The organism is Flagellimonas aequoris (genome assembly GCF_003584165.1).
GTDB lineage: Bacteria > Bacteroidota > Bacteroidia > Flavobacteriales > Flavobacteriaceae > Flagellimonas > Flagellimonas aequoris.
The window spans coordinates 259,786-279,377 of sequence record NZ_QXFJ01000023.1 but is presented as its reverse complement, the minus strand read 5'-3'; the positions used below and the strand labels follow the sequence as shown (position 1 = coordinate 279,377).

Here is a 19,592-nt window from a genome sequence, read left to right as displayed (position 1 = left end):
AGGAATTAAAATTTATATTTAAGGGTTAGCCCAATGTTAACCCCAAGGTTATACTGTCTTATAATAATATCCCCATTTCCTGTGTTTTCCCTTGTTAGGGTCACATCAGGATTCAATAGGTTCCTGGCACTCAAGTTGGCTTCGATATGTTCCCCGAAAGCGTTCTGCCACACAAAGTTTAAGGTAGGCACCCCATTTTCAACAATGTTGCCCAACGATCCAGCACCAAGTGCATAAATACGATCGGAGAAATAGGAGAACACCACGGTTGCTTTTGGTTTATAGGATCCAAAAACGGGACTATAGTTCAAATCGGCATTGATGATGAAAGGAGACGCACCTTCCAATTCGTCCGAGTCCCGATCAAATGAAGTTCCAAAAGTATTTTCGTCTCCAGCCTCAATAGCCTTAAGGTCTTGGTTGGTGTATGTGTAAGCTGCGTTCATACCCACCGAAACAGTGGCATTATCATCAGCATCGGTAATAAGATTTTTTCTAAGCTCAAGTTCCACTCCGTAGGCCTCTGCTTGGTCTCCAGTTCTAAAAAAGCGCTGGGTTCCTGTTGCATCTGCGGCGATCACCTTGTTTACAGGGTCTTGGATCAATTTTCCGAAAGCGGCAAGAGAAATGATTTCTCCCCTTTCCAAGAACCATTCGTATTTGAGGTCAAAGTTGTAGATGTTGGAATAGTTCACCCCTTTACCATTTCTTCCTCCAAAAAGGTCGGGGTTACCACCCACACGTTGCGTTACGCCTTCATAAACAAAGGGGGCAACTTCCTTAAATTCTGGGAATGAGGCCGTATTGCTGAAACTTGCCCTAAGGTTCGAATTCTCGGTAAGGGCATATTTCACGTTAAGGCTTGGGAGAAATAGATTTTCATACACATTTCTAAAACCAGGATCGTTCGGTGGAAGGTTGATTACATCGTAAACAATTTTTTGGCTAACGGACTCAGCCCTTAATCCGGGAACGATGTTCAACTTTTCCCCAACTTTAAAATCGACCGAAACGTAACCGGCATGGATACCTAGGTTTCCTTTATAGGTATTATCAGGTAGCCCAGGTCTGTTGATGGAACCAATATCATTGTTTATAGGGTTGAGGTTCCTGATTTCATACAATGCATTTTCACTTCCCACCAAACTACTGTTCTCAATGGTAAAAAATGAGTTCAAATCGTTCACATCTGGAATTTCCGTAGTTCTGTCGAAAACACGATAGCCATAGCGGATACTGTTGAACCTACGTTCCTTTCTTCTCCCATTGTATCCGAAACTCATGGTAATGTTATCAGATAGTTTATAGGACAAATCCATATAGCTGTTCAACTCATCATCCTCGATACTCTGGAAGAAACGTTGATTTTCGAAAGCGGTATTGGTGAAAAATACAGGGTTGGTTGTAGGGTCATCATCCAAACTGAATTGGTAGTTCTCCATGGTAAACCTTTTTCTATCCGGCTCATCGGAGAACACTTTGTTGAAGCCCACACCCCAGTCAAAGGAAAGTTTCTCATCAAAAATATGTTGCCCGGTCAATTGGTTCACAAAGATCATGTCTTGGTTGAACTGTGTGTTCTGTATAAAGAAACCATTGTCCGAAGTAATACCATCTCTGTTATAACCATCACCATCAATGCCATAATAACCAACGGCGTCAGTGGAATTGTTCACGAACAGGGAACTGAATTTCACTTTGTGATCACTGTTTATCTTGTAGGCTATATTGCCAAGCATGGTAGTAGTGGTCTTATATGCGTATTCGCGAACCGTTGGGAAATCAAATTTCAATACGTTGGTAAAATCCCTGGCAGGACCTTCCCTTAATTCATATGAGTTCCCAAAACTTGCAGCTCCAAAAAAGCTCAATCTGGATTTGTCGTTATTAAAATTGAACGAATATCCTCCTTCAATGGCACCAGAAAAATTAATGGGGTCCATGGCTTCTTCAGGATCTACACCATGTGATAGGATAACAGCGAAAGGATCATGGCTATATCTGTTGTAGAAGCCGAAATCCCCAGTGCCTTCGCTTTTTACAAAATCCTCCCCGGCGGCATTGGTGTTTATTCCCCCGCCAACGGACACATTCAGGTAACCATCGCCGGTATATTCCTTGGAATCGATGTTCACGTTACCAGCGGCAAAATCACCGTAGAAAGTAGGGCTATAGGCTTTGCTCACCGATACGTTTTCAATAATGGATGAACCAAAAAGATCAAGATTGATGTTCTTTTTGTTCACATCGTTGGATGGCAGTGAAAGCCCGTTCATAGTAGTATTTTGGTAACGGTCTCCCAAACCTCTCACATAGACGTTGCTCGATCCCTGTTGTTTGGAAATACCGGAAATTTGGGCCACAGCAGCGGCGGCATCGTCTATACCTTTTAAGGTTAATGCTTCGGCACTGATGGCTTCTTGCATGACCAAGGCATTTTTTTGTTGAAGTAACAGGGCAACTTCGGAGTCCTTTCTGGCGGTGGTGGTTACCACAACCTCGTCCAAACCAACACTGCTGGCGCCAAGTCCGGCGTTTATCTCAGTAACTTTTCCTGCTTCAACGGTTACATTGGGCACCTCCAAGGTTTCGTATCCCAAAAAGCTGATAACCAAGGTGTAGGTTCCGGGCTCAACATCGGCAATCTCAAAAAGACCATCAAAATCGGAAGTGGTCCCCTTTGTTGATCCCTTTATGAGCACATTGGCAAAGGGAAGAGGGTCATTGTTTAGTTCCTTGTCCGTCAACTTACCCACAATGCTTCCATTCTGCTGAGCGGAAGCAATCAAGGTAAATAAGGAAAAGGCCACTATAAGGTAAGTTTTCATACTTTGCTCTATAGGATTAGAATTCGGGGCAAAGAAACGGGGAGGCTGTAAAAGCGGTGTTAGCTGCATGTTAAGACTTCATGCCATAATCGTTACAATAAGGTTATCAGATTAAATGAACGTTAAGCATTTATGCCATTAGTGTATTATCTTTACATTTGACGGATTAACACAGAAATACCATCCCATGAAAACTAAGGACATTAAGATTCTACTTGTTGATGATGAACCTGATATTCTGGAAATTGTGAGTTATAATCTTTCTGCCGAGGGTTATGAGGTCTTCACTGCCAAAAATGGTGTGGAAGGCGTTGCCAAGGCAAAAAAGAAACAGCCCCATTTGATCATTATGGATGTGATGATGCCCGAAATGGATGGTATTGAAGCTTGCGAAATGATACGCAATACACCAGGACTGGAAAATACGATCATTGCATTTTTGACTGCCCGAGGGGAGGATTACTCCCAAGTGGCCGGTTTTGACGCCGGTGCCGATGACTATATCACCAAACCCATAAAACCAAAGGTTTTGGTAAGTAAGGTAAAAGCCTTGTTGAGAAGATTGAAGGAAGAGAAAAAAGAGGTTGACGAGATTGTGAAGGTCGGCAACATTGTAATCAACCGCGAAGAGTACAAGATTGTAAATGACGGTGAAGAGATCGTGCTTCCCCGAAAAGAGTTCGAACTTTTGTCGCTACTTACCTCCAAACCCAATAAAGTATTCAAGCGCGAAGTGATTTTGGACAAGGTATGGGGCAACGAAGTAGTGGTGGGTGGCCGTACCATTGATGTGCACATAAGAAAGCTCAGGGAGAAAATTGGGGACGACCATTTTAAGACCGTGAAGGGCGTGGGGTATAAGTTTGTTCTCTAATGGCCATAAAACTAAGGAAGTCATACAAATTCGCCCTTAGATCGTCCTTGGTCATTACCCTTCTGACAACCATTCTGTTTGTGGTGTTCCATATGGATCTTGGCCATATGGATTGGACCTATACCTTGCTATTTGCCCTAATCAGCTTTTCCATTTGCTTTACCGTAATCCAAGTAAGGGTAGAACGGTTTATCTATCGGAGGATCAAAAAGATTTATGACGATGTCTCCCTCTTGGAGTCCTCTACTTTTTCTTCAAAACCGGTTACCACCGATATGAAGACCCTTACAGAGGAAATCGAGAAATTTGCTGAAGGCAAAAAAATCGAAATAGACACCTTAAAGATTCGCGAAGAATACCGAAAAGATTTTTTGGGCAACGTTTCCCATGAACTGAAAACTCCGCTATTTACCGTACAAGGGTACATCCTTACCCTTCTGGATGGCGCCATGAAGGACAAAAAGCTCCGCGAAAAATATTTGGAAAGAGCCAATAAGGGAGTGGAACGCTTGATCTACATCGTAAAGGATTTGGATTTGATCACCAAATTCGAGGCCGGGGAACTCAAGGTGGAACGGGAAGATTTTGATATCATAGAACTCATTCAGAACACGTTCGATCTCTTGGAGATGAAAGCGGCCAAAAAGCAGATTGCACTGACTTTTGATATGGAATATCCCAATCCCATTTACGTAAATGCAGACAGGGAAAAAATCCAACAGGTAATCAGTAACCTTTTGGTGAACTCGATTAAATACGGCCATTCCAATGGAACCACGGAAGTAAGTGTGGAAAACTTGATTAAGAACAAGGTGATCGTAAGGGTGACGGACAATGGTGTGGGCATCCCCAAACAACACATCCCAAGACTTTTTGAACGCTTTTACCGTGTAGACCAAAGTGGGAGCAGAACGGAGGGCGGCTCAGGATTGGGCCTTTCCATTGTAAAGCACATCATAGAGGCCCATGGCGAAAAAATCTATGTGGAAAGCGAGGTGGAGGTAGGATCCGAATTCTCATTCACCTTGGAGAAGAGTGCAAACAAAGAGGAATAGTCGATTTCAGAATCAAAATGGGCCAGACCTTTAAAATCTCCCATTCTTGAAAGTTGTTCCAGGGTAAAATCATCTTGCTCGCAATAGGGTACCAATTCTTGTTTTTCCAATCGTTTGGCCAAATATTCCTGCTCGTACTGTCCAGGAGTAGGAATAAAAAATGCTCTTTTCTCCAATTTGGCCAAATCCATTACCGTGGTATATCCAGATCGGCAAAGCACTTTGCTACTTTGGTTGATCGCTGTTTCCAGCTCGCCCGACTTCATAAAATTGTAAAGGATGATAGATCCCTTTTCAGTTTGAATGTCTTCTTTGGATTGTTCCTCCTCAATTTTTCCTTTTACAAAAAGGATGTTTCCCTCAAATCCCTGGAGTTCCTTCAGGAGCTTTTCTTCCAAAAAGGAGCGCTGGGGCTCAGGACCTGAAAGAAGTACCATCAGATCATGGACAATCGGAAGGTCTTTTTTTTCAAAGCGGCTCAACGGTCCCAAATACACGATCTTCAACTTGGATTTTTTCAGGTGTCCCAATTTTCCGGTGAGGTTAGGCTTGCCCTCAACATCGGGAACCCAGCAAGCATCAAATTTTTTAATTATTTTTTGATGTGCCTTGGAGCTCATCCACGTGGTATTGCCGGACAACACATTCAGTTGGTGCGTGATAAAGACACAAGGAACTTTTTTATAGAATACCCCTAACCTATTGTCGGATATGATACCGTCCAATTGGTGTTCCTTTACCAATCGTTTTATTTCTTTTTTTTCCTTAGCGATGGCCTTCAATACTTTCGGGGAATCCCAGATCATTTTGATCTTAAAATTCCGGGCCTTTTCGGCATAAGTGATTTTATAGGAAGAGAGCTCAAAAGAAGGTACATCAGGGAATTCCTTTTGCAAAAGTGAAAGGGCCACCCCATCTGAAGCTATGAAAGGTTGATGCCCATGATCCAACAATGCCCTTATGATGGGGATGCACCTTGTGGCATGTCCCAGCCCCCAGTTTAATGGGGCTACCAGAATTCGCTTTGAATTTTGCATAACTGCAAAAAAACAAAATGCCAATTGCTTATAGATTTCCTTAGTTTTGCCAAATCATTAAATTTTTGCGCAATTCAATTCGAGAGTGGGAAGTAAGAACAAACTAAAACGGTTCAAGGAAAACGAAACCTTTTCCAACGTGGTGCAGCCCAAAAGGGATGAAGTGATGGAAGGGTTCCAACATAAGGGCGACTGGGCTTCGTTTTTTGGCAACAACAACCCTATTGTATTGGAGTTGGGCTGCGGCAAGGGTGAATATACTGTTGGGCTTGCCAAAAGAAATCCAAGCAAGAATTATATTGGGGTGGATATAAAAGGTGCCCGTTTTTGGAGAGGGGCCAAGATTGCCATGGAAGAAGGTTTAAAGAATGTGGCCTTTTTACGTTCCCAGATTGAATTGGTCGATTTGCTTTTTGGGGAGAAGGAAGTGTCTGAAATTTGGATTACCTTCCCCGATCCCCAGATCAAATACAAACGAACCAAACACCGGATGACCAATCCTGATTTTCTAAAAAAATACAAACATATTCTTAAACCCGATGGGGTGGTCAATCTAAAAACGGACAGTGAGTTCATGCATGGCTACACGCTTGGCCTCTTGCAAGGTTTGGGGTATGAGATTATCTACTCCAACCATGATGTGTACAAAAACGAAGGTGCTCCTTCGGAGGTTTTGGAGATTCAGACTTTCTATGAAAATCAGTATCTTGAAAAAGGAAAACCAATTACATATATCCAATTTAGGATTCGCTGACCACTGACTAATGACCCATATCCTCATTCTTTTTTTTGCCACCTTTTCGGCTGCTTTTATGGCTACGGTACCACCAGGGCTGCTCAATATGAATGCGGCCAAGATCAGCGTGGAGAAAGGAAAGTTGAACGGGGTCATCTTTAGCCTCGGGGTGTCTTCCATGATCATGGTGCAGGCATACATCGCTGTATTTATTTCCAAATTTCTATATCGGAATCCAGAGGTCATCGACATCCTGTTAAAGATTGCCATTGCCATCTTTGCCTTTTTTGCCATCTATTTTTTTATTGTGGCCAAAAGAAAGAAGGAGAAAAAGCTCAAAAAGGTCAATTTGAGCAAGAAGAACAGTTTTTTTAAAGGAGTATTGTTGGCAGCTCTTAACCTGTTGACCATTCCCTATTATAGTGGTCTAAATGCCATGTGGAACGAAGCTGGGTGGATCAAGTTCGAGGCGCAGGATATCACCACTTTTGTAGTTGCGGCAGGAACTGGGACCTTTGCGGTACTTTATCTCTATACTTTTTATTTTGATAAGCTGGAAACCAAGACCAATCGCTTTTCAAAGAACTCAAACTATATTTTAAGTGCATTGATGCTTTTGCTCTTAATCATTACCTTGATGCGTATTCTGTACCGATAACATGGAAGAACCCAATTTTTTTGACAAGGTTTATGAAGTGGCCAAGGAAATCCCCTTTGGTCGGGTTACTTCCTATGGGGCCATTGCCAAGTATTTGGGAGCGGCACGCAGTGCCCGTATGGTAGGGTGGGCCATGAACAGTTCATCCGCCAAGGATGTGCCGGCGCACCGGGTGGTCAATCGTGCTGGGGTGCTGACGGGCAAGCATCATTTTGGGGGTACCAACCTCATGCAACAACTCTTGGAGAATGAAGGTATCCAAGTCCAGGACAATCAAATTGTCGATTTTCAAAAACACTTCTGGGATCCTGCCAAGGAGCTATGATCAATATCCGGGGGGATGTAGTTCATCAAACTCCGAATGATCTTGAAATGCCTTGGCGAGCAGTAAAATACTGGCTTCGTCATATAATTTGCCTACAAATGTCATGCTGGTCGGGTGGTTTTTTTTGTCCAAGCCCGTGGGGATGGCAATAACGGGATGCCCCGTTAAATTCGTGGCGAGCAATTGATCGTTTCCAAAGGAAGGCGAGATCAATACGTCATAATCCTTCATCAGATTTTCCATTTTCTGCATGAGCACTTGGCGTTGTCGGTTGGCTTGCAGGTATTCCACCGCAGGAATAAATCGGCTTTGGCGTAAGGAGTTGGCCCTTGAGCGTTGGTCCTGTTCCACCATGAGGTCCACTTCTCCAGAGCGCACCAATTCATCAAAAAAGGCACCTGCCTCAGCCCTTAGGATAATATCGAAACCTCGGTATGGAACATCTTCAGGAAGTTCCACTTCAGTAGGTTCAATGCCCATTTCTTTCAAGACTTTCAGGGCATTTCTCAAATTGTCACCAGTGTCGGTAGTATCTTTTTCAATGTCCTTTTTCAAATAGGCCACTTTAAGAGATTTCACATCTTTGGCCCAATCCACACCAAAGGGCATATTTTTGGTGGTTAGATCATTTTTATCCTCCCCTTGAATAACGGAGAACACGATGGCACAGTCCTCGGCATTTCTGGCCAAGGGCCCAACTTTATCCATGGACCAGCTCAGGCTCATTACCCCATATCGACTTACCCTTCCGTAGGTGGGACGCAATCCCGTAACACCGTTTCGGGTACTGGGTGAGGTGATGGACCCCAAGGTCTCCGTACCCAATGCAAAGGGGACAAGTCCGGCAGAGGTTGCTGATCCTGAACCAGCAGAGGAACCTGTGGCTCCTTGCGTAATGTCCCAAGGGTTTTTGGTCTTGCCGCCGAACCAAACATCACCTCGGGCCAATGAACCGGAGACCAATTTGGCAACCAAAACCGCACCGGCATCTTCCAACTTTTGGATTACTGTAGCTGTTTGATTAATGACTTGATTTTTATAGGGTTCGGCACCCCAAGTGGTGGTATAGCCGGGTACGGCCATCAAATCCTTCGTGCCATAGGGGATGCCGTGCAAAATACCTCTGTATTTCCCTTGTTTGATTTCTTCATCGGCGCGTTTGGCCTGTGCCAAAGCCAAACTATCTGTAATGCTGATACTACATTGTAAGGTAGGCTGGTATTTTTTCAAGCGGGCCAAGAAAAATTGGGTCAACTCGGTTGACGTGATTTTTTGATGCTTGATCAAAGAGGCCAATTGTGGAATGGTATAAAAGGCCAAATCATCAAAACGTTCGGGGATTTCAACATAGTCGGGAATGTTCCACTCATTTCCATTCAATTGCTCGGGCATGGTAAAACCAAAGGGCACGGGATCAAACCGAACAGCAGGGAACACATCATTCTCCAAAGGGTATTTTCTGAGGGAATCAAAACCCGAAAGGTTTCTTTCCAAATATGGATACAGAGTGTCGATATTCTTTTTGGAGAAATCGAGACCGATCAATTTTTCAGAACCTTTTACATCTTTTTTGGTAAAGCTGTGTTTGCCCGTAGAGCAGGAAAGCCAAAACAGGGAAAGGGCCAATAAGGCGAGATGGGGGAGTTTGGTATTGCGCAGCATGTTGGTTGGTGGTTAAATAAGCACCTAAGCTACGGTTTTTTCACATAAAACCTAGGTTCATAACCTTCATTTGTTGATGCCGGGCATACCTTTCATAAATCAAAATACAGGCTTTTTTGAAATTCAATCCGCCGACTTCAAAATCTAAGACCAACGCCGTATCTTTGTAGTTTAGAATCAGTTCAAACGACTGATGGTTAAAACAGGATACATGAAGTTGAAGAAAGTAGACATTCTTAAAGCGTTGGAGAAAATATCGGCCCCGGGTGAGGGTCAGAATCTTGTAGAAAGTGGTGCCGTGACCAATGTGCAGGTATTTGGTGATGAGGTTGAGGTAGATGTGACCATCAAAAACCCAAGTCTTCAGGCCAAAAAGAAAACGGAGGTGGAGATATTGAAGATCATCCACAGCGAGGTATATGAAAAGGCCAAAATAAAGGTCAACCTAAAGGTTGATGCCCCAGCAAAGCCAAAGGTGAACCAAATTAAGGGGAACCCTATTCCCGGAATACAGAACATCATCGCGGTGGCTTCTGGAAAAGGAGGTGTGGGCAAGTCTACCATCACGGCGAATTTGGCGGTGACCTTGGCCAAAATGGGTTTTAAGGTAGGATTATTGGATACGGATATTTACGGACCATCCATGCCCATCATGTTCGATGTGGCCAATGAGAAACCTTTGTCCATCAATGTGAATGGCAAGGCAAAGATGAAACCCATTGAAAATTACGGGGTAAAACTTTTGTCCATTGGATTTTTCACCCAGCCCAACCAAGCGGTAATCTGGAGAGGACCCATGGCTGCCAAGGCCTTGAACCAAATGATCTTTGATGCCCATTGGGACGAATTGGATTTCCTATTATTGGATTTGCCTCCGGGCACTGGGGACATCCACTTGAGCATTATGCAATCCTTACCGGTAACCGGAGCAGTGGTGGTGAGTACGCCACAGGAAATAGCCTTGGCCGATGCCAGAAAAGGTGTTGCCATGTTCCAACAGGAAGCCATCAATGTTCCCGTTTTGGGCATTGTGGAGAATATGGCGTACTTCACTCCAGAAGAACTGCCTGATAACAAATATTATATCTTTGGACAAAATGGGGCCAAAAACTTAGCGGAAGACCTCGATGTGCCATTTTTGGGAGAAATGCCATTGGTGCAGAGCATAAGGGAAGCTGGGGATGTGGGAAGGCCGGCAGCTCTTCAAACAGCATCTCCCATTGAGGAAGCTTTCGAAGAATTGACCAAAAACGTGGTCCAGGAGTTGGTAAGGCGTAATACCGACCTGCCCCCAACCGAGGCGATCAAGATTACAACAATGGCTGGTTGTTCGGCCGTTAAAAAGAAATAGTTATGACTTCAGAAGAAATTAAGAGCAACGTGGAAAAAGCATTGGAGGAAATAAGACCCTTTCTCCAAAGCGATGGGGGTGACATTACCTTGATATCCATAGACAACGACAATTCCGTGAAGGTTAAGCTGGAAGGAAATTGCATCGCGTGCAGTGTCAACCAAATGACGTTGAAGAGCGGTGTAGAGATGACCATAAAAAAGTATGCTCCTCAAATTGAAGAAGTTATCAACGTTAGCTAACTGACAAAAATCATAATTCCTTTTTTAGGTAAGCAGTAAGTTGCACGCCAAAAATTTTTTTGTACATGATCAAAACCGACATACTGATTATTGGAGCGGGACCTACGGGTCTCTTTGCTGTTTTTGAAGCAGGCCTTTTGCAATTGAAATGCCATTTGATAGATGCCTTGCCACAAGCAGGAGGGCAATGCTCGGAAATCTATCCCAAAAAACCCATTTACGATATCCCTGGTTATCCCGAAGTATTGGCGGGGGAGTTGGTAGATAATTTGATGGAACAGATCAAACCCTTTCAGCCTGGTTTTACCTTGGGAGAGCGTGCGGAAACCATTGACAAATTGGAGGATGGCACTTTTGTAGTCACGACGAACAAAGGTACCAAACACCATGCCCCAGTGGTGGCCATTGCTGGTGGACTTGGGAGTTTTGAGCCTAGAAAACCTCTTTTGGACAATTTGGCCAAGTATGAGGACAATGGAGTCGCCTATATGATCAAGGAACCGGAAATGTATCGTGGTAAAAAGGTCTTGATTGCGGGTGGTGGTGATTCTGCCCTCGACTGGTCCATTTTCTTGGCCGATATAGCGGATGAGGTTACGTTGGTACACCGAAGAAATGAATTTCGGGGAGCCTTGGATTCCGTTGAAAAGGTGCAACACTTGAAAAATGAAGGAAAGATCAATCTCATGACCCCGTCCGAAGTGGTGGCCCTTCATGGTGAGAATGTTTTGGAAAAAGTCACCGTCCAGAATGTGGATACATCCGAAGAGACAGAGGTGGAAGTCGACCATTTTATTCCCCTGTTTGGACTTTCACCAAAATTGGGACCCATTGCCGATTGGGGCTTGGAAATTGAGAAGAATGCCATCAAAGTGGACAATTCCTATGATTATCAGACCAATATTCCCGGTATTTATGCCATTGGTGATGTGAATACCTATCCAGGAAAATTGAAATTGATCTTGTGTGGGTTCCACGAAGCTACTTTGATGTGCCAAAGCGCTTATCAACGTATCTTCCCCGATAAAAAATATGTGATGAAGTATACCACTGTTGGGGGTGTTACCGGTTTTGATGGCAGCAAGAAAGAAGCGCCTAAGGCTGTTGTTAAATCTATCGACTAGTAATTAGGGATTAGTACTTGGTAGCGAGGTATGGCGGTTCAAAGATTTGAGGATTTGATTGTATGGCAAAAAGCCCAAGAATTGGCCCTTACGGTTTATCAATCGTTCGGTAATTGTAATGATTTTGGGTTTAGGGACCAGATAAGACGGACAGCTGTTTCAGTGTCCAACAATATTGCAGAAGGGTTCGAAAGAAGCTCTAATGCAGAATTTTCCAAATTTTTGTTTTATTTCTTGGGTTCGAATAGCGAAGTCAGATCAATGGTTTATCTTTCCATAAAATTAGATTTGCTGTCCAAGGTCAATGCTGAGCAAATTATTGAATTGACCAATGAAGTCTCCAAATTGCTTTATGGACTCATCAAATCGATAAAACCAATTCCAAACTCCTAACTACTCTTTACAATTAGGTATGAGCGATATAAAACTAAAGATTATTGACAGGGAAGGTGTGCTTCACGAAGTGGATGCACCGACAGATATGAACATGAACCTAATGGAGGTCGTGCGTTCCTACGAGTTGGCCCCAGAAGGTACCATCGGTATTTGTGGTGGGATGGCTATGTGTGCTTCCTGCCAATGTTACGTGCTTTCCGATCATCAACTTCCCGAAAAATCTGATGATGAGGAAGCCATGTTGTCAGAAGCCTTTTTTGTAAAGGACAACAGTCGTTTGGGTTGCCAGATCCACATGACCGACGATTTGGATGGGCTGGAAGTGGAATTGGCCCCTGCAGAAGATTAGATCAGAGTACTCTTTCATACATTTTCAATAGCAGACGATTGGACTTTCCCGTATCTTAGGGTCATGGGAAAGACGTTGGTTTTCTGTTATTTGGTACTGCTGTCCATTTTTGGGTTTTCCCAAGAGAAGTATCCCCAGCTTACACAAATCGTTACCGATAACGCAGGTATTTTCACCTCAGGACAATTAGAGGGCCTTCGAAGCAAACTAACCCAATTTGAGACCGAGACCACCAATCAGTTGGTGATTTTGACCATCAATGATTTGGAAGGTGTAACTATTGAAGAATACGCCAATGGGGTATTCAATCAGAACAAATTGGGGCAGGCAGGCAAGGACAATGGCATTCTCATCCTATTTTCCAAAAATGATAGGGAAGTCCGAATAGAAGTAGGCTACGGTTTGGAACCTTACATTACGGATGCGGTGGCTTCCCGAATCATCCGTAATACCATGATTCCTAAATTCAAGGAGGAGGATTATTTAGGCGGCCTTGATGGGGCATCCGATCAGCTTATCGAATTGTTGAAGAACCCCGATGCTTTGGCCGAATTCAATAAGGAAATGGAAGCCGAGAACGAACTCCCGTGGTGGGGTTATGTGTTACTGATGGTTTTCCTTTCCTTTTTTATGGTCCCAGGCGGATTTGTTTTTTACAAGGGATATTCCAGTCTGATTGAAATGTTCCGGGGCATCATGATAGGGAAACTGGGACTTTTCCCAGGAGTTTTCATGATTTTTGCTGGGTTATTGCAGGTGTTTTTTGGCTTGATTTTTATTGGGGTACCCTTGTTCTTTTTAGCGACGATCATGGGTATTACTTTTGATGAAGAAGTGCTATTTGGGAGCGTCGGATGGGTCATTTATGGGATAATTGGGTTTTTTCTTCTCACCATACTATTGGCCATTTTAAAGATACGGATCAAAGGGAAGGAAGATTTCAAACTTTCTTGGTTCAAGTCCGATAAAACCTATATGAGCAAGACCTTCTCATCCTCGGGGAGCCATTCCTTTGGTTCAAGTTCCGGTGGAAGTTCCAGTAGTTTTTCTGGGGGAGGTGGGAGTTCTGGAGGAGGAGGTGCCAGCGGTAGTTGGTAAATGATACGGAAATCCCTTATTTTCACAAGATAAAATAAAACCAACCCCCGTAATGAGAACAGTTACCCTTGCAGCCCTTCTTTTATGTTTTTCCTGTACCCAAAAGCCCCAGACCGAAGTGGAGGAATGGGAGGCGCAAGCCAAGGACATCACCATCATCAGGGATGATTTTGGCGTGCCCCACATCTATGGAAAAACGGATGCAGACGCCGTATTTGGACTCTTGTACGCCCAGTGTGAGGACGATTTTAACCGGGTTGAACAAAATTATATCTGGGCCACGGGCCGTTTGGCCGAAGTAGAGGGTGAAGAAGCCCTATACAGTGATCTTCGGGCCAAGTTGTTCATGACGGAGGAAGAAGCCAAGGCCAACTATGAAAAAAGTCCCGAATGGTTGAAACAACTTTGTGATGCCTTTGCCGACGGAATCAATTATTATCTGTATACGCATCCCGAGGTAAAACCCAAATTGCTCACCCGATTTGAGCCATGGATGCCCATGTATTTCAGCGAAGGATCTATTGGTGGTGATATTGAGCGCATATCCACCCGAAAAATCCAAACATTTTACGAAAGTGGTATGGAAATTCCTGAAATGGAATTGCTCCAACAGAAGAAAAAGGAGGAAATGGCAGAACCTAAAGGATCCAACGGAATTGCCATTTCTGGGGATTTGACCCAATCAGGTAATGCCATGTTGCTCATCAACCCCCATACATCATTTTACTTTCGGGGTGAAGTGCACGTAGTTAGCGAGGAAGGGTTGAACGCCTACGGCGCTGTCACCTGGGGACAGTTTTTTGTGTATCAGGGATTCAACGAAAAAACGGGATGGATGCATACGTCGACCTATACCGATGTCATGGATGAATTCAAGGAAACCTTGGTCAAAAATGATGGGAAACTGTTCTATCAGTATGGTGAAGAATTGCGCCCCGTAGATTCCGCTGGTGTGACTTTGAAATACAAGGAAGGCGAGGAACTCAAAGAGAAAACCTTTCCGATGTACAGGACCCATCACGGGCCTATCACGCATATAGCGGATGGCCAATGGACCGCTTCTGCTATGATGTGGGAACCCGTAAAAGCCTTGGAACAATCCTATATTCGTACCAAACAGGACGGATATGCCGGTTTCCGCAAAATGATGGACATCCGGACCAATTCTTCCAACAACACCGTGTATGCCGATGCTGAAGGGAACATTGCCTATTTTCACGGGAACTTTGTTCCCAAACGTGATGTTACTTTTGATTATACCCAACCCGTGGATGGCAGTAATCCCAAGACCGATTGGCAAGGACTACATACCGTGGATGAGAATATATTAGTGTTGAATCCCAAAAATGGCTGGATCCAGAACTGCAATTCAACACCTTATACTTCGGCATTGGAGTACAGTCCGAAAAAGGAAGATTACCCCAATTACATGTCACGTGACCAAGAAAATTTCAGGGGCATTCACGCCATTGAATTGTTGACCGGAAGAAGCGGCTATACCTTGGACAGTCTGATACAATTGGCGCACGACCCTTACCTGCCCGCCTTCAATGTTTTGATTCCAGGTCTGGTGAAAGCCTACGATGCCCATTCGACACCTGAATTGAAGGAGCCCATTGAAACCCTGAGGCAGTGGGATTTTACAACATCCAAGGAATCCGTGGCTATGACATTGGCCCATTATTACGGTACGCTTTGTTATGCAAAAGCCGAAAGACCCGAAGGCATGTATTCCATGCAATGGGTGGAGTATTGGGGAAGCGATTGGCCCGATGAACAAAAGTTGAATCTGTTTAAGGAAGCGGTTGAAAAATTGAATTCCGATTTTGGTACTTGGCAAATGCCTTGGGGCGAGGTGAATCGCTATCAACGTTTGAACGGGGACATACGCCAAGCTTTTGATGATGCCAAACCCAGCATCCCCATTGGTTTTGCCAGTGGAACTTGGGGTGCATTGGCCGCTTATGGTGCCCGATACGACAACAATACCAAGAAAATTTATGGAACCCGTGGCAACAGTTTTGTGGCCGTGGTGGAGTTTGGAGATAAGGTGAAGGCCAAGACCATGTTGGCAGGTGGACAAAGTGGGGACCCCAATTCCCCCCATTTTAATGATCAGGCCCAACGCTACGCGGATATTGAATGGAAGGATGCCGCCTATTATAAAGAAGATGTGCTCAAACGGGCCGAAGCAACTTATCACCCTGGAGAAAAACAATAAAAACCAAACTACCTACCATGTATAAAAAATCGATATTCCTACTGGCCGTACTTTTTGCAATCTCCATTTCCTGTAAGAAGAAAGCTGAAGAGCAAATAATCAATCCCAACTTGACCATTGTAGATGATGGGGACCCCCAAATTTCCATTTCCGAAAATGGTGCAGTGGCCGCGGCCCATCCGTTGGCGACAGAGGCGGGGGTAGAAATGCTGGAAAATGGAGGCAATGCCATTGATGCGGCGGTGGCCGCGGCCTTTGTACTTGCAGTGGTGGAGCCGAGCATGTCTGGATTGGGAGGAAGGTTGCAGGCCATTGTGATGACCTCCGAAGGAAAAATTTCAGGAGTGGACGCTACTACCCAAGCTGGTATTGATTACGATCCCGAAACAGCACCCAAAGGGCAGTATGGATACGCTACCATTGGCGTCCCCGGTGTGGTGAAGGGCTTGACCAAGTTATTGTCCGACTATGGGACCTTGGATTTGGAAACGGTCATGCAGCCTGCCATCAAATATGCTGAAGAAGGTTTTATAGTGTTGCCCGGGGAAGCCTTGCGTCAATCCACGGCCATGGATAAGATCAAAGAGTTTACGGGTACTTCCAAATACTTTATGAACGGGGGCACCACTTATGTGGAAGGAAGCCGTTTGGTGCAAAAGGACTTGGCCCATACCCTGAAATTGATTGCCAAGGAAGGAGAAAAGGTGTTTTATGAAGGTGAAATTGCCCAGAAAATTGTGGATGATGTCCAAAAAAATGGGGGCACCTTGAGTATGGCTGCCATGGCAGAATATCAGGCTAGGGATGCCGACATGGTAGAAGGATCCTACAGGGGATTTGGACTCCACGGGTTATTTATTCCATCTTATGGGGCCATTACCATTGAAATGCTCCAGATCCTTGAAAATTTTGACTTGGCCGATGTACCGGAAACCACTTGGGCCGAATTGGTTTACCAAGCGAATGTCAAGGCCTATGAAGATCGTTATGGTCAAGAGGATTTGGAAGTGGGCAAGAAATTGACCTCCAAGGAATATGCCAAAACCTTGGCGGATGCCATGGTGCCTTTTCCCACACAGCAAGCTGCCATGAATTGGAATCGACCTGCATCATGGACCGAAAATGGACATACCACCCATTTATCCGTAGCGGATGCCCGAGGAAATGTGATTGCTTTGACGCAGTCCCTTGGTCCTATCATGGGATCAAAAGTGGCTACCGATGGACTTGGATTTGTATATGCTGCCACCTTGGGTGGTTATTTGGGTGATATGAAACCTGGCGAACGGGCAAGTTCGCACATTAGTCCATTCATCATTACCAAAAAAGGAAAACCGTTTCTGGTATTGGGTGCTGCTGGAGGAAGCAGGATCGTTACCGCCGTTGCGCAGGTGACCAGTAGGGTTTTGGATCAAAAGATGCCCTTGAACAAAGCCTTGGCCGCAGCCCGCGTTCATACCGGGGATACTCTGATATTGGCCGAAACCCATCCAGGGACTTGGACTTTGGAAGACATCAAACAATTTAAGGAAGATGGTTTCATGGTTGAGGAAGTGGACCAACCTGGTCGTTTTGGTAGGGTTCACGCCGTAATGATGGATACGCTTACCGGTAAATGGATCGGTGCCGCTGACCCGGATTGGGAAGGAACGGCCGAGAGTCCTGTTACTTTGGGAAAAGTGGAATAAGAAGTGATGAAGGAAGGGGTTATTCTTCTTCCTTGATGATGATAAGACTGGCCTTGGATCCTGTGGAAAGGTTCCAACGGTTGTTGTGGATTACTTCCCCCTTGTCGTCGGTAACCACAACTTGGGCCGTATTGGGGCCAGAAGAACCTTGGTTCAATGCCTCAAACTCAATTCGGTTAAAACCTTGTGTCAAATCTATATTGATGCCTTTGAAAGATCCCGTCAACAATAGATTGTATTCAACCACTTCTCCATTCAAATAGATTTTGATACGATCACCATCCACATATTCATGGTCGCGGCACACAATGCCTACAAATTTGGCATTGGTCTTGAAATCACCAAGATATTGGTCACCAAAATGCTCCTTGGAACCTTTTTTCTCCTTTTCACCCACTTTTGGGTCAATGTCCATGTCGTAACCCGCTTGTAAAAGTTCACGGTCCGGCAACATCTTAACCCCAGGCTTGTTGTTCTTGGAGGCAAAATTTTCGTCTATCACGGAAGGCATCCTGAGAGCGGTCCCTTGATTGCTTGCCTTTACATCCAAATTGTTGTTCTCGCCAATTTTTAAGGGTTTGGTGGTAGGAAGGTCGGATTGAGCCTGTAAAGTCATCAGCCCCAGTGAGAAACCTAGTAAAGAAAAAACAAACTTTTTCATGGCAAGATTGAGCAATTTTGAAATATAAAAGTAGCAAATACCTTGCCATGAAGATGATAAATTGTCGTTAAATCGTTAACCTGCAGGTGTTTTCTTCTTTCCTTTCAACCCAAACAAAGGATGAAGCAAAGGGATTCTTAAAATAATGAGGTCGTAGATCAGCCAACTGATCCCGAAGGTGCCCACTACCAAAATGAAGGCTTTGGGCAAAAATCCCCAATTCAAGTTCATCAGGTAATAGCCGATACCAACGGTTATGGTTTGGTGCAAAATGTAGAACGGGTACACCGCGCGGTTGGCATAGGCGATGCCCTTGCTGGGCCTGTTTAGGTATTGGGCGGCATAGGCGAAAAGCACCAATATCCAAGACCATATGTTCACTACTTTGAGCATGGCTTCGGTAAAATGGATTACATAACCATCTTCAAAAAACAACCAGATAATCGACTGTCCCGTAAAGCCAATGATGCCCAAAACAAGTGCTTTGTACTTCATTCGGGCCACCGTTTTCCAAAAAACTTCCCCAGTGGCAATCAATACAAAGCCGTAAAAAAACAGGATGATATTGAAAATGAAATTGAACCAATCATCTATCAAGGCATGGGTGATGGGAAAAAAAGGTTCCACTAAGGATTCAACAAGATATAGGGGAATCACGAAAATATAGATGCCCCATGTTTTTTGTATCATCCTTTTCACCCAATCGATAAAACGGGTATTGTGTTTTCTAAGGTATACGAATAGGGGTGAAAGGATCCATGAAAAAACCAGTAGATAGGGCAAAAACCACAGGTGGTGCCAACTAATGTTCCCTTTCGGATAGACTCCTTTGAAGGCTATGGTGGTGAAATATTGCAAGTAAGATCCGCTGAACTCCCCATCAGCCAATCGTTCAAAATAAATCTGTGGAGGAACAATCAAGATCATCCCAACCACCAACGGAATGCCCAAACGCAGAAATCGTTCCAATGCAAATTTACCCCAAGACCTTTTTCCCAAAGCATAGTATGTCCCCATACCTGATATCACGAACAAGATGGGAAGTCGCCATTGGTTGAGGAACAACATGGGCCAACGGAGCCAATCATAGATTACATTGTTTTTAATGTGCCACCCCCAAGGGACAAAGAACATGCCCACATGATAAAAAATGAGCAAGGCAAAGACGATTACACGAAGCCAGTCCAGATCGTAACGTCGAATTGATTTTTCCATCATTTAAAAAGTTTTTGCCAAAGTTGAAAAGAGTGGTTCAAAAACCCTTCTTTTTTGGGCGAGGAAACGTCC

General features: G+C 44.3%; 18 protein-coding genes. 13 read left to right on the top strand and 5 right to left on the bottom strand.

Translation table 11 applies throughout. The annotated features are described in order from the left end of the window. Nucleotides 1-5: 5 nt before the first annotated feature. Nucleotides 6-2,828: a TonB-dependent receptor gene (locus tag D2U88_RS09890; RefSeq protein WP_119640350.1), complete on the bottom strand. Its 2,823-nt coding sequence runs from the start codon at nt 2,826-2,828 to the stop codon at nt 6-8. A gap of 187 nt (nt 2,829-3,015) precedes the next feature. On the opposite strand from D2U88_RS09890, the gene D2U88_RS09885 reads away from it, so the two are divergent. Further along, nucleotides 3,016-3,702: a response regulator transcription factor gene (locus D2U88_RS09885; protein ID WP_119640348.1), complete on the top strand. Its 687-nt coding sequence runs from the start codon at nt 3,016-3,018 to the stop codon at nt 3,700-3,702. Next, the gene (locus D2U88_RS09880; protein WP_119640346.1) at nt 3,702-4,757 is read left to right on the top strand and encodes a sensor histidine kinase; all 1,056 of its coding nucleotides are present in this window, start codon (nt 3,702-3,704) and stop codon (nt 4,755-4,757) included. The genes D2U88_RS09885 and D2U88_RS09880 overlap by 1 nt, the downstream gene beginning before the upstream one ends. Here the strand turns inward: D2U88_RS09880 and D2U88_RS09875 are convergent. Further along, nucleotides 4,682-5,794, bottom strand: a complete 1,113-nt coding sequence (locus tag D2U88_RS09875; RefSeq protein ID WP_119640344.1) for a glycosyltransferase — start codon at nt 5,792-5,794, stop codon at nt 4,682-4,684. The two genes, D2U88_RS09880 and D2U88_RS09875, sit on opposite strands and share 76 nt — an antisense overlap. Before the next feature lie 85 nt (nt 5,795-5,879). Between D2U88_RS09875 and trmB the strand changes: the two genes are divergently transcribed. From trmB to D2U88_RS09860, 3 genes are read left to right on the top strand one after another with little or no spacing between them, the layout of a single operon-like run. After that, on the top strand, nt 5,880-6,548 hold the full coding sequence (trmB, locus tag D2U88_RS09870) for a tRNA (guanosine(46)-N7)-methyltransferase TrmB (protein ID WP_119640342.1): 669 nt from the start codon (nt 5,880-5,882) through the stop codon (nt 6,546-6,548). A 10-nt stretch (nt 6,549-6,558) separates the two neighbouring features. Further along, entirely contained in the window at nt 6,559-7,188 is a 630-nt protein-coding gene (locus D2U88_RS09865) for a LysE family transporter (protein ID WP_119640340.1), read from the top strand. Nucleotide 7,189: 1 nt separating this feature from the next. Continuing rightward, nucleotides 7,190-7,513, top strand: a complete 324-nt coding sequence (locus D2U88_RS09860; protein WP_119640338.1) for an MGMT family protein — start codon at nt 7,190-7,192, stop codon at nt 7,511-7,513. Here the strand turns inward: D2U88_RS09860 and D2U88_RS09855 are convergent, their stop codons facing one another. Further along, nucleotides 7,514-9,175 carry an amidase gene (locus D2U88_RS09855; RefSeq protein ID WP_119640335.1) on the bottom strand — a complete coding sequence of 554 codons (1,662 nt, stop codon included), beginning with the start codon at nt 9,173-9,175 and terminating at the stop codon, nt 7,514-7,516. Nucleotides 9,176-9,386: 211 nt separating this feature from the next. Here D2U88_RS09855 and D2U88_RS09850 point away from each other — a divergent pair, with 211 nt between their 5' ends. The 8 genes from D2U88_RS09850 (at nt 9,387) to D2U88_RS09815 (ending at nt 17,644) form a co-directional block, all read left to right on the top strand. Then, nucleotides 9,387-10,526, top strand: a complete 1,140-nt coding sequence (locus D2U88_RS09850) for an Mrp/NBP35 family ATP-binding protein (protein WP_119640649.1) — start codon at nt 9,387-9,389, stop codon at nt 10,524-10,526. A gap of 2 nt (nt 10,527-10,528) precedes the next feature. After that, on the top strand, nt 10,529-10,768 hold the full coding sequence (locus D2U88_RS09845) for a NifU family protein (RefSeq protein WP_119640332.1): 240 nt from the start codon (nt 10,529-10,531) through the stop codon (nt 10,766-10,768). A gap of 65 nt (nt 10,769-10,833) precedes the next feature. Then, nucleotides 10,834-11,892, top strand: a complete 1,059-nt coding sequence (locus tag D2U88_RS09840) for an NAD(P)/FAD-dependent oxidoreductase (protein WP_119640330.1) — start codon at nt 10,834-10,836, stop codon at nt 11,890-11,892. 30 nt (nt 11,893-11,922) lie between these two features. Beyond that, nucleotides 11,923-12,285, top strand: a complete 363-nt coding sequence (locus D2U88_RS09835; protein WP_119640328.1) for a four helix bundle protein — start codon at nt 11,923-11,925, stop codon at nt 12,283-12,285. A 19-nt stretch (nt 12,286-12,304) separates the two neighbouring features. Then, a complete protein-coding gene (locus tag D2U88_RS09830) occupies nt 12,305-12,637 on the top strand; it encodes a 2Fe-2S iron-sulfur cluster-binding family protein (protein ID WP_119640327.1) in 333 nt (110 codons plus the stop codon). Between the two features lie 63 nt (nt 12,638-12,700). Next, nucleotides 12,701-13,735 carry a TPM domain-containing protein gene (locus D2U88_RS09825; protein ID WP_119640325.1) on the top strand — a complete coding sequence of 345 codons (1,035 nt, stop codon included), beginning with the start codon at nt 12,701-12,703 and terminating at the stop codon, nt 13,733-13,735. Between the two features lie 52 nt (nt 13,736-13,787). Continuing rightward, nucleotides 13,788-15,956, top strand: a complete 2,169-nt coding sequence (locus tag D2U88_RS09820; protein WP_119640322.1) for an acylase — start codon at nt 13,788-13,790, stop codon at nt 15,954-15,956. Nucleotides 15,957-15,973: 17 nt separating this feature from the next. After that, nucleotides 15,974-17,644 (top strand): gamma-glutamyltransferase family protein, encoded by a 1,671-nt coding sequence (locus tag D2U88_RS09815; protein WP_119640319.1) that lies wholly within the window; start codon nt 15,974-15,976, stop codon nt 17,642-17,644. A 19-nt stretch (nt 17,645-17,663) separates the two neighbouring features. On the opposite strand, the gene D2U88_RS09810 is transcribed toward D2U88_RS09815, so the two are convergent. Further along, nucleotides 17,664-18,305 carry a hypothetical protein gene (locus D2U88_RS09810; RefSeq protein ID WP_119640317.1) on the bottom strand — a complete coding sequence of 214 codons (642 nt, stop codon included), beginning with the start codon at nt 18,303-18,305 and terminating at the stop codon, nt 17,664-17,666. A gap of 75 nt (nt 18,306-18,380) precedes the next feature. After that, entirely contained in the window at nt 18,381-19,523 is a 1,143-nt protein-coding gene (locus tag D2U88_RS09805; protein WP_235855769.1) for an acyltransferase family protein, read from the bottom strand. Nucleotides 19,524-19,592 lie beyond the last annotated feature (69 nt).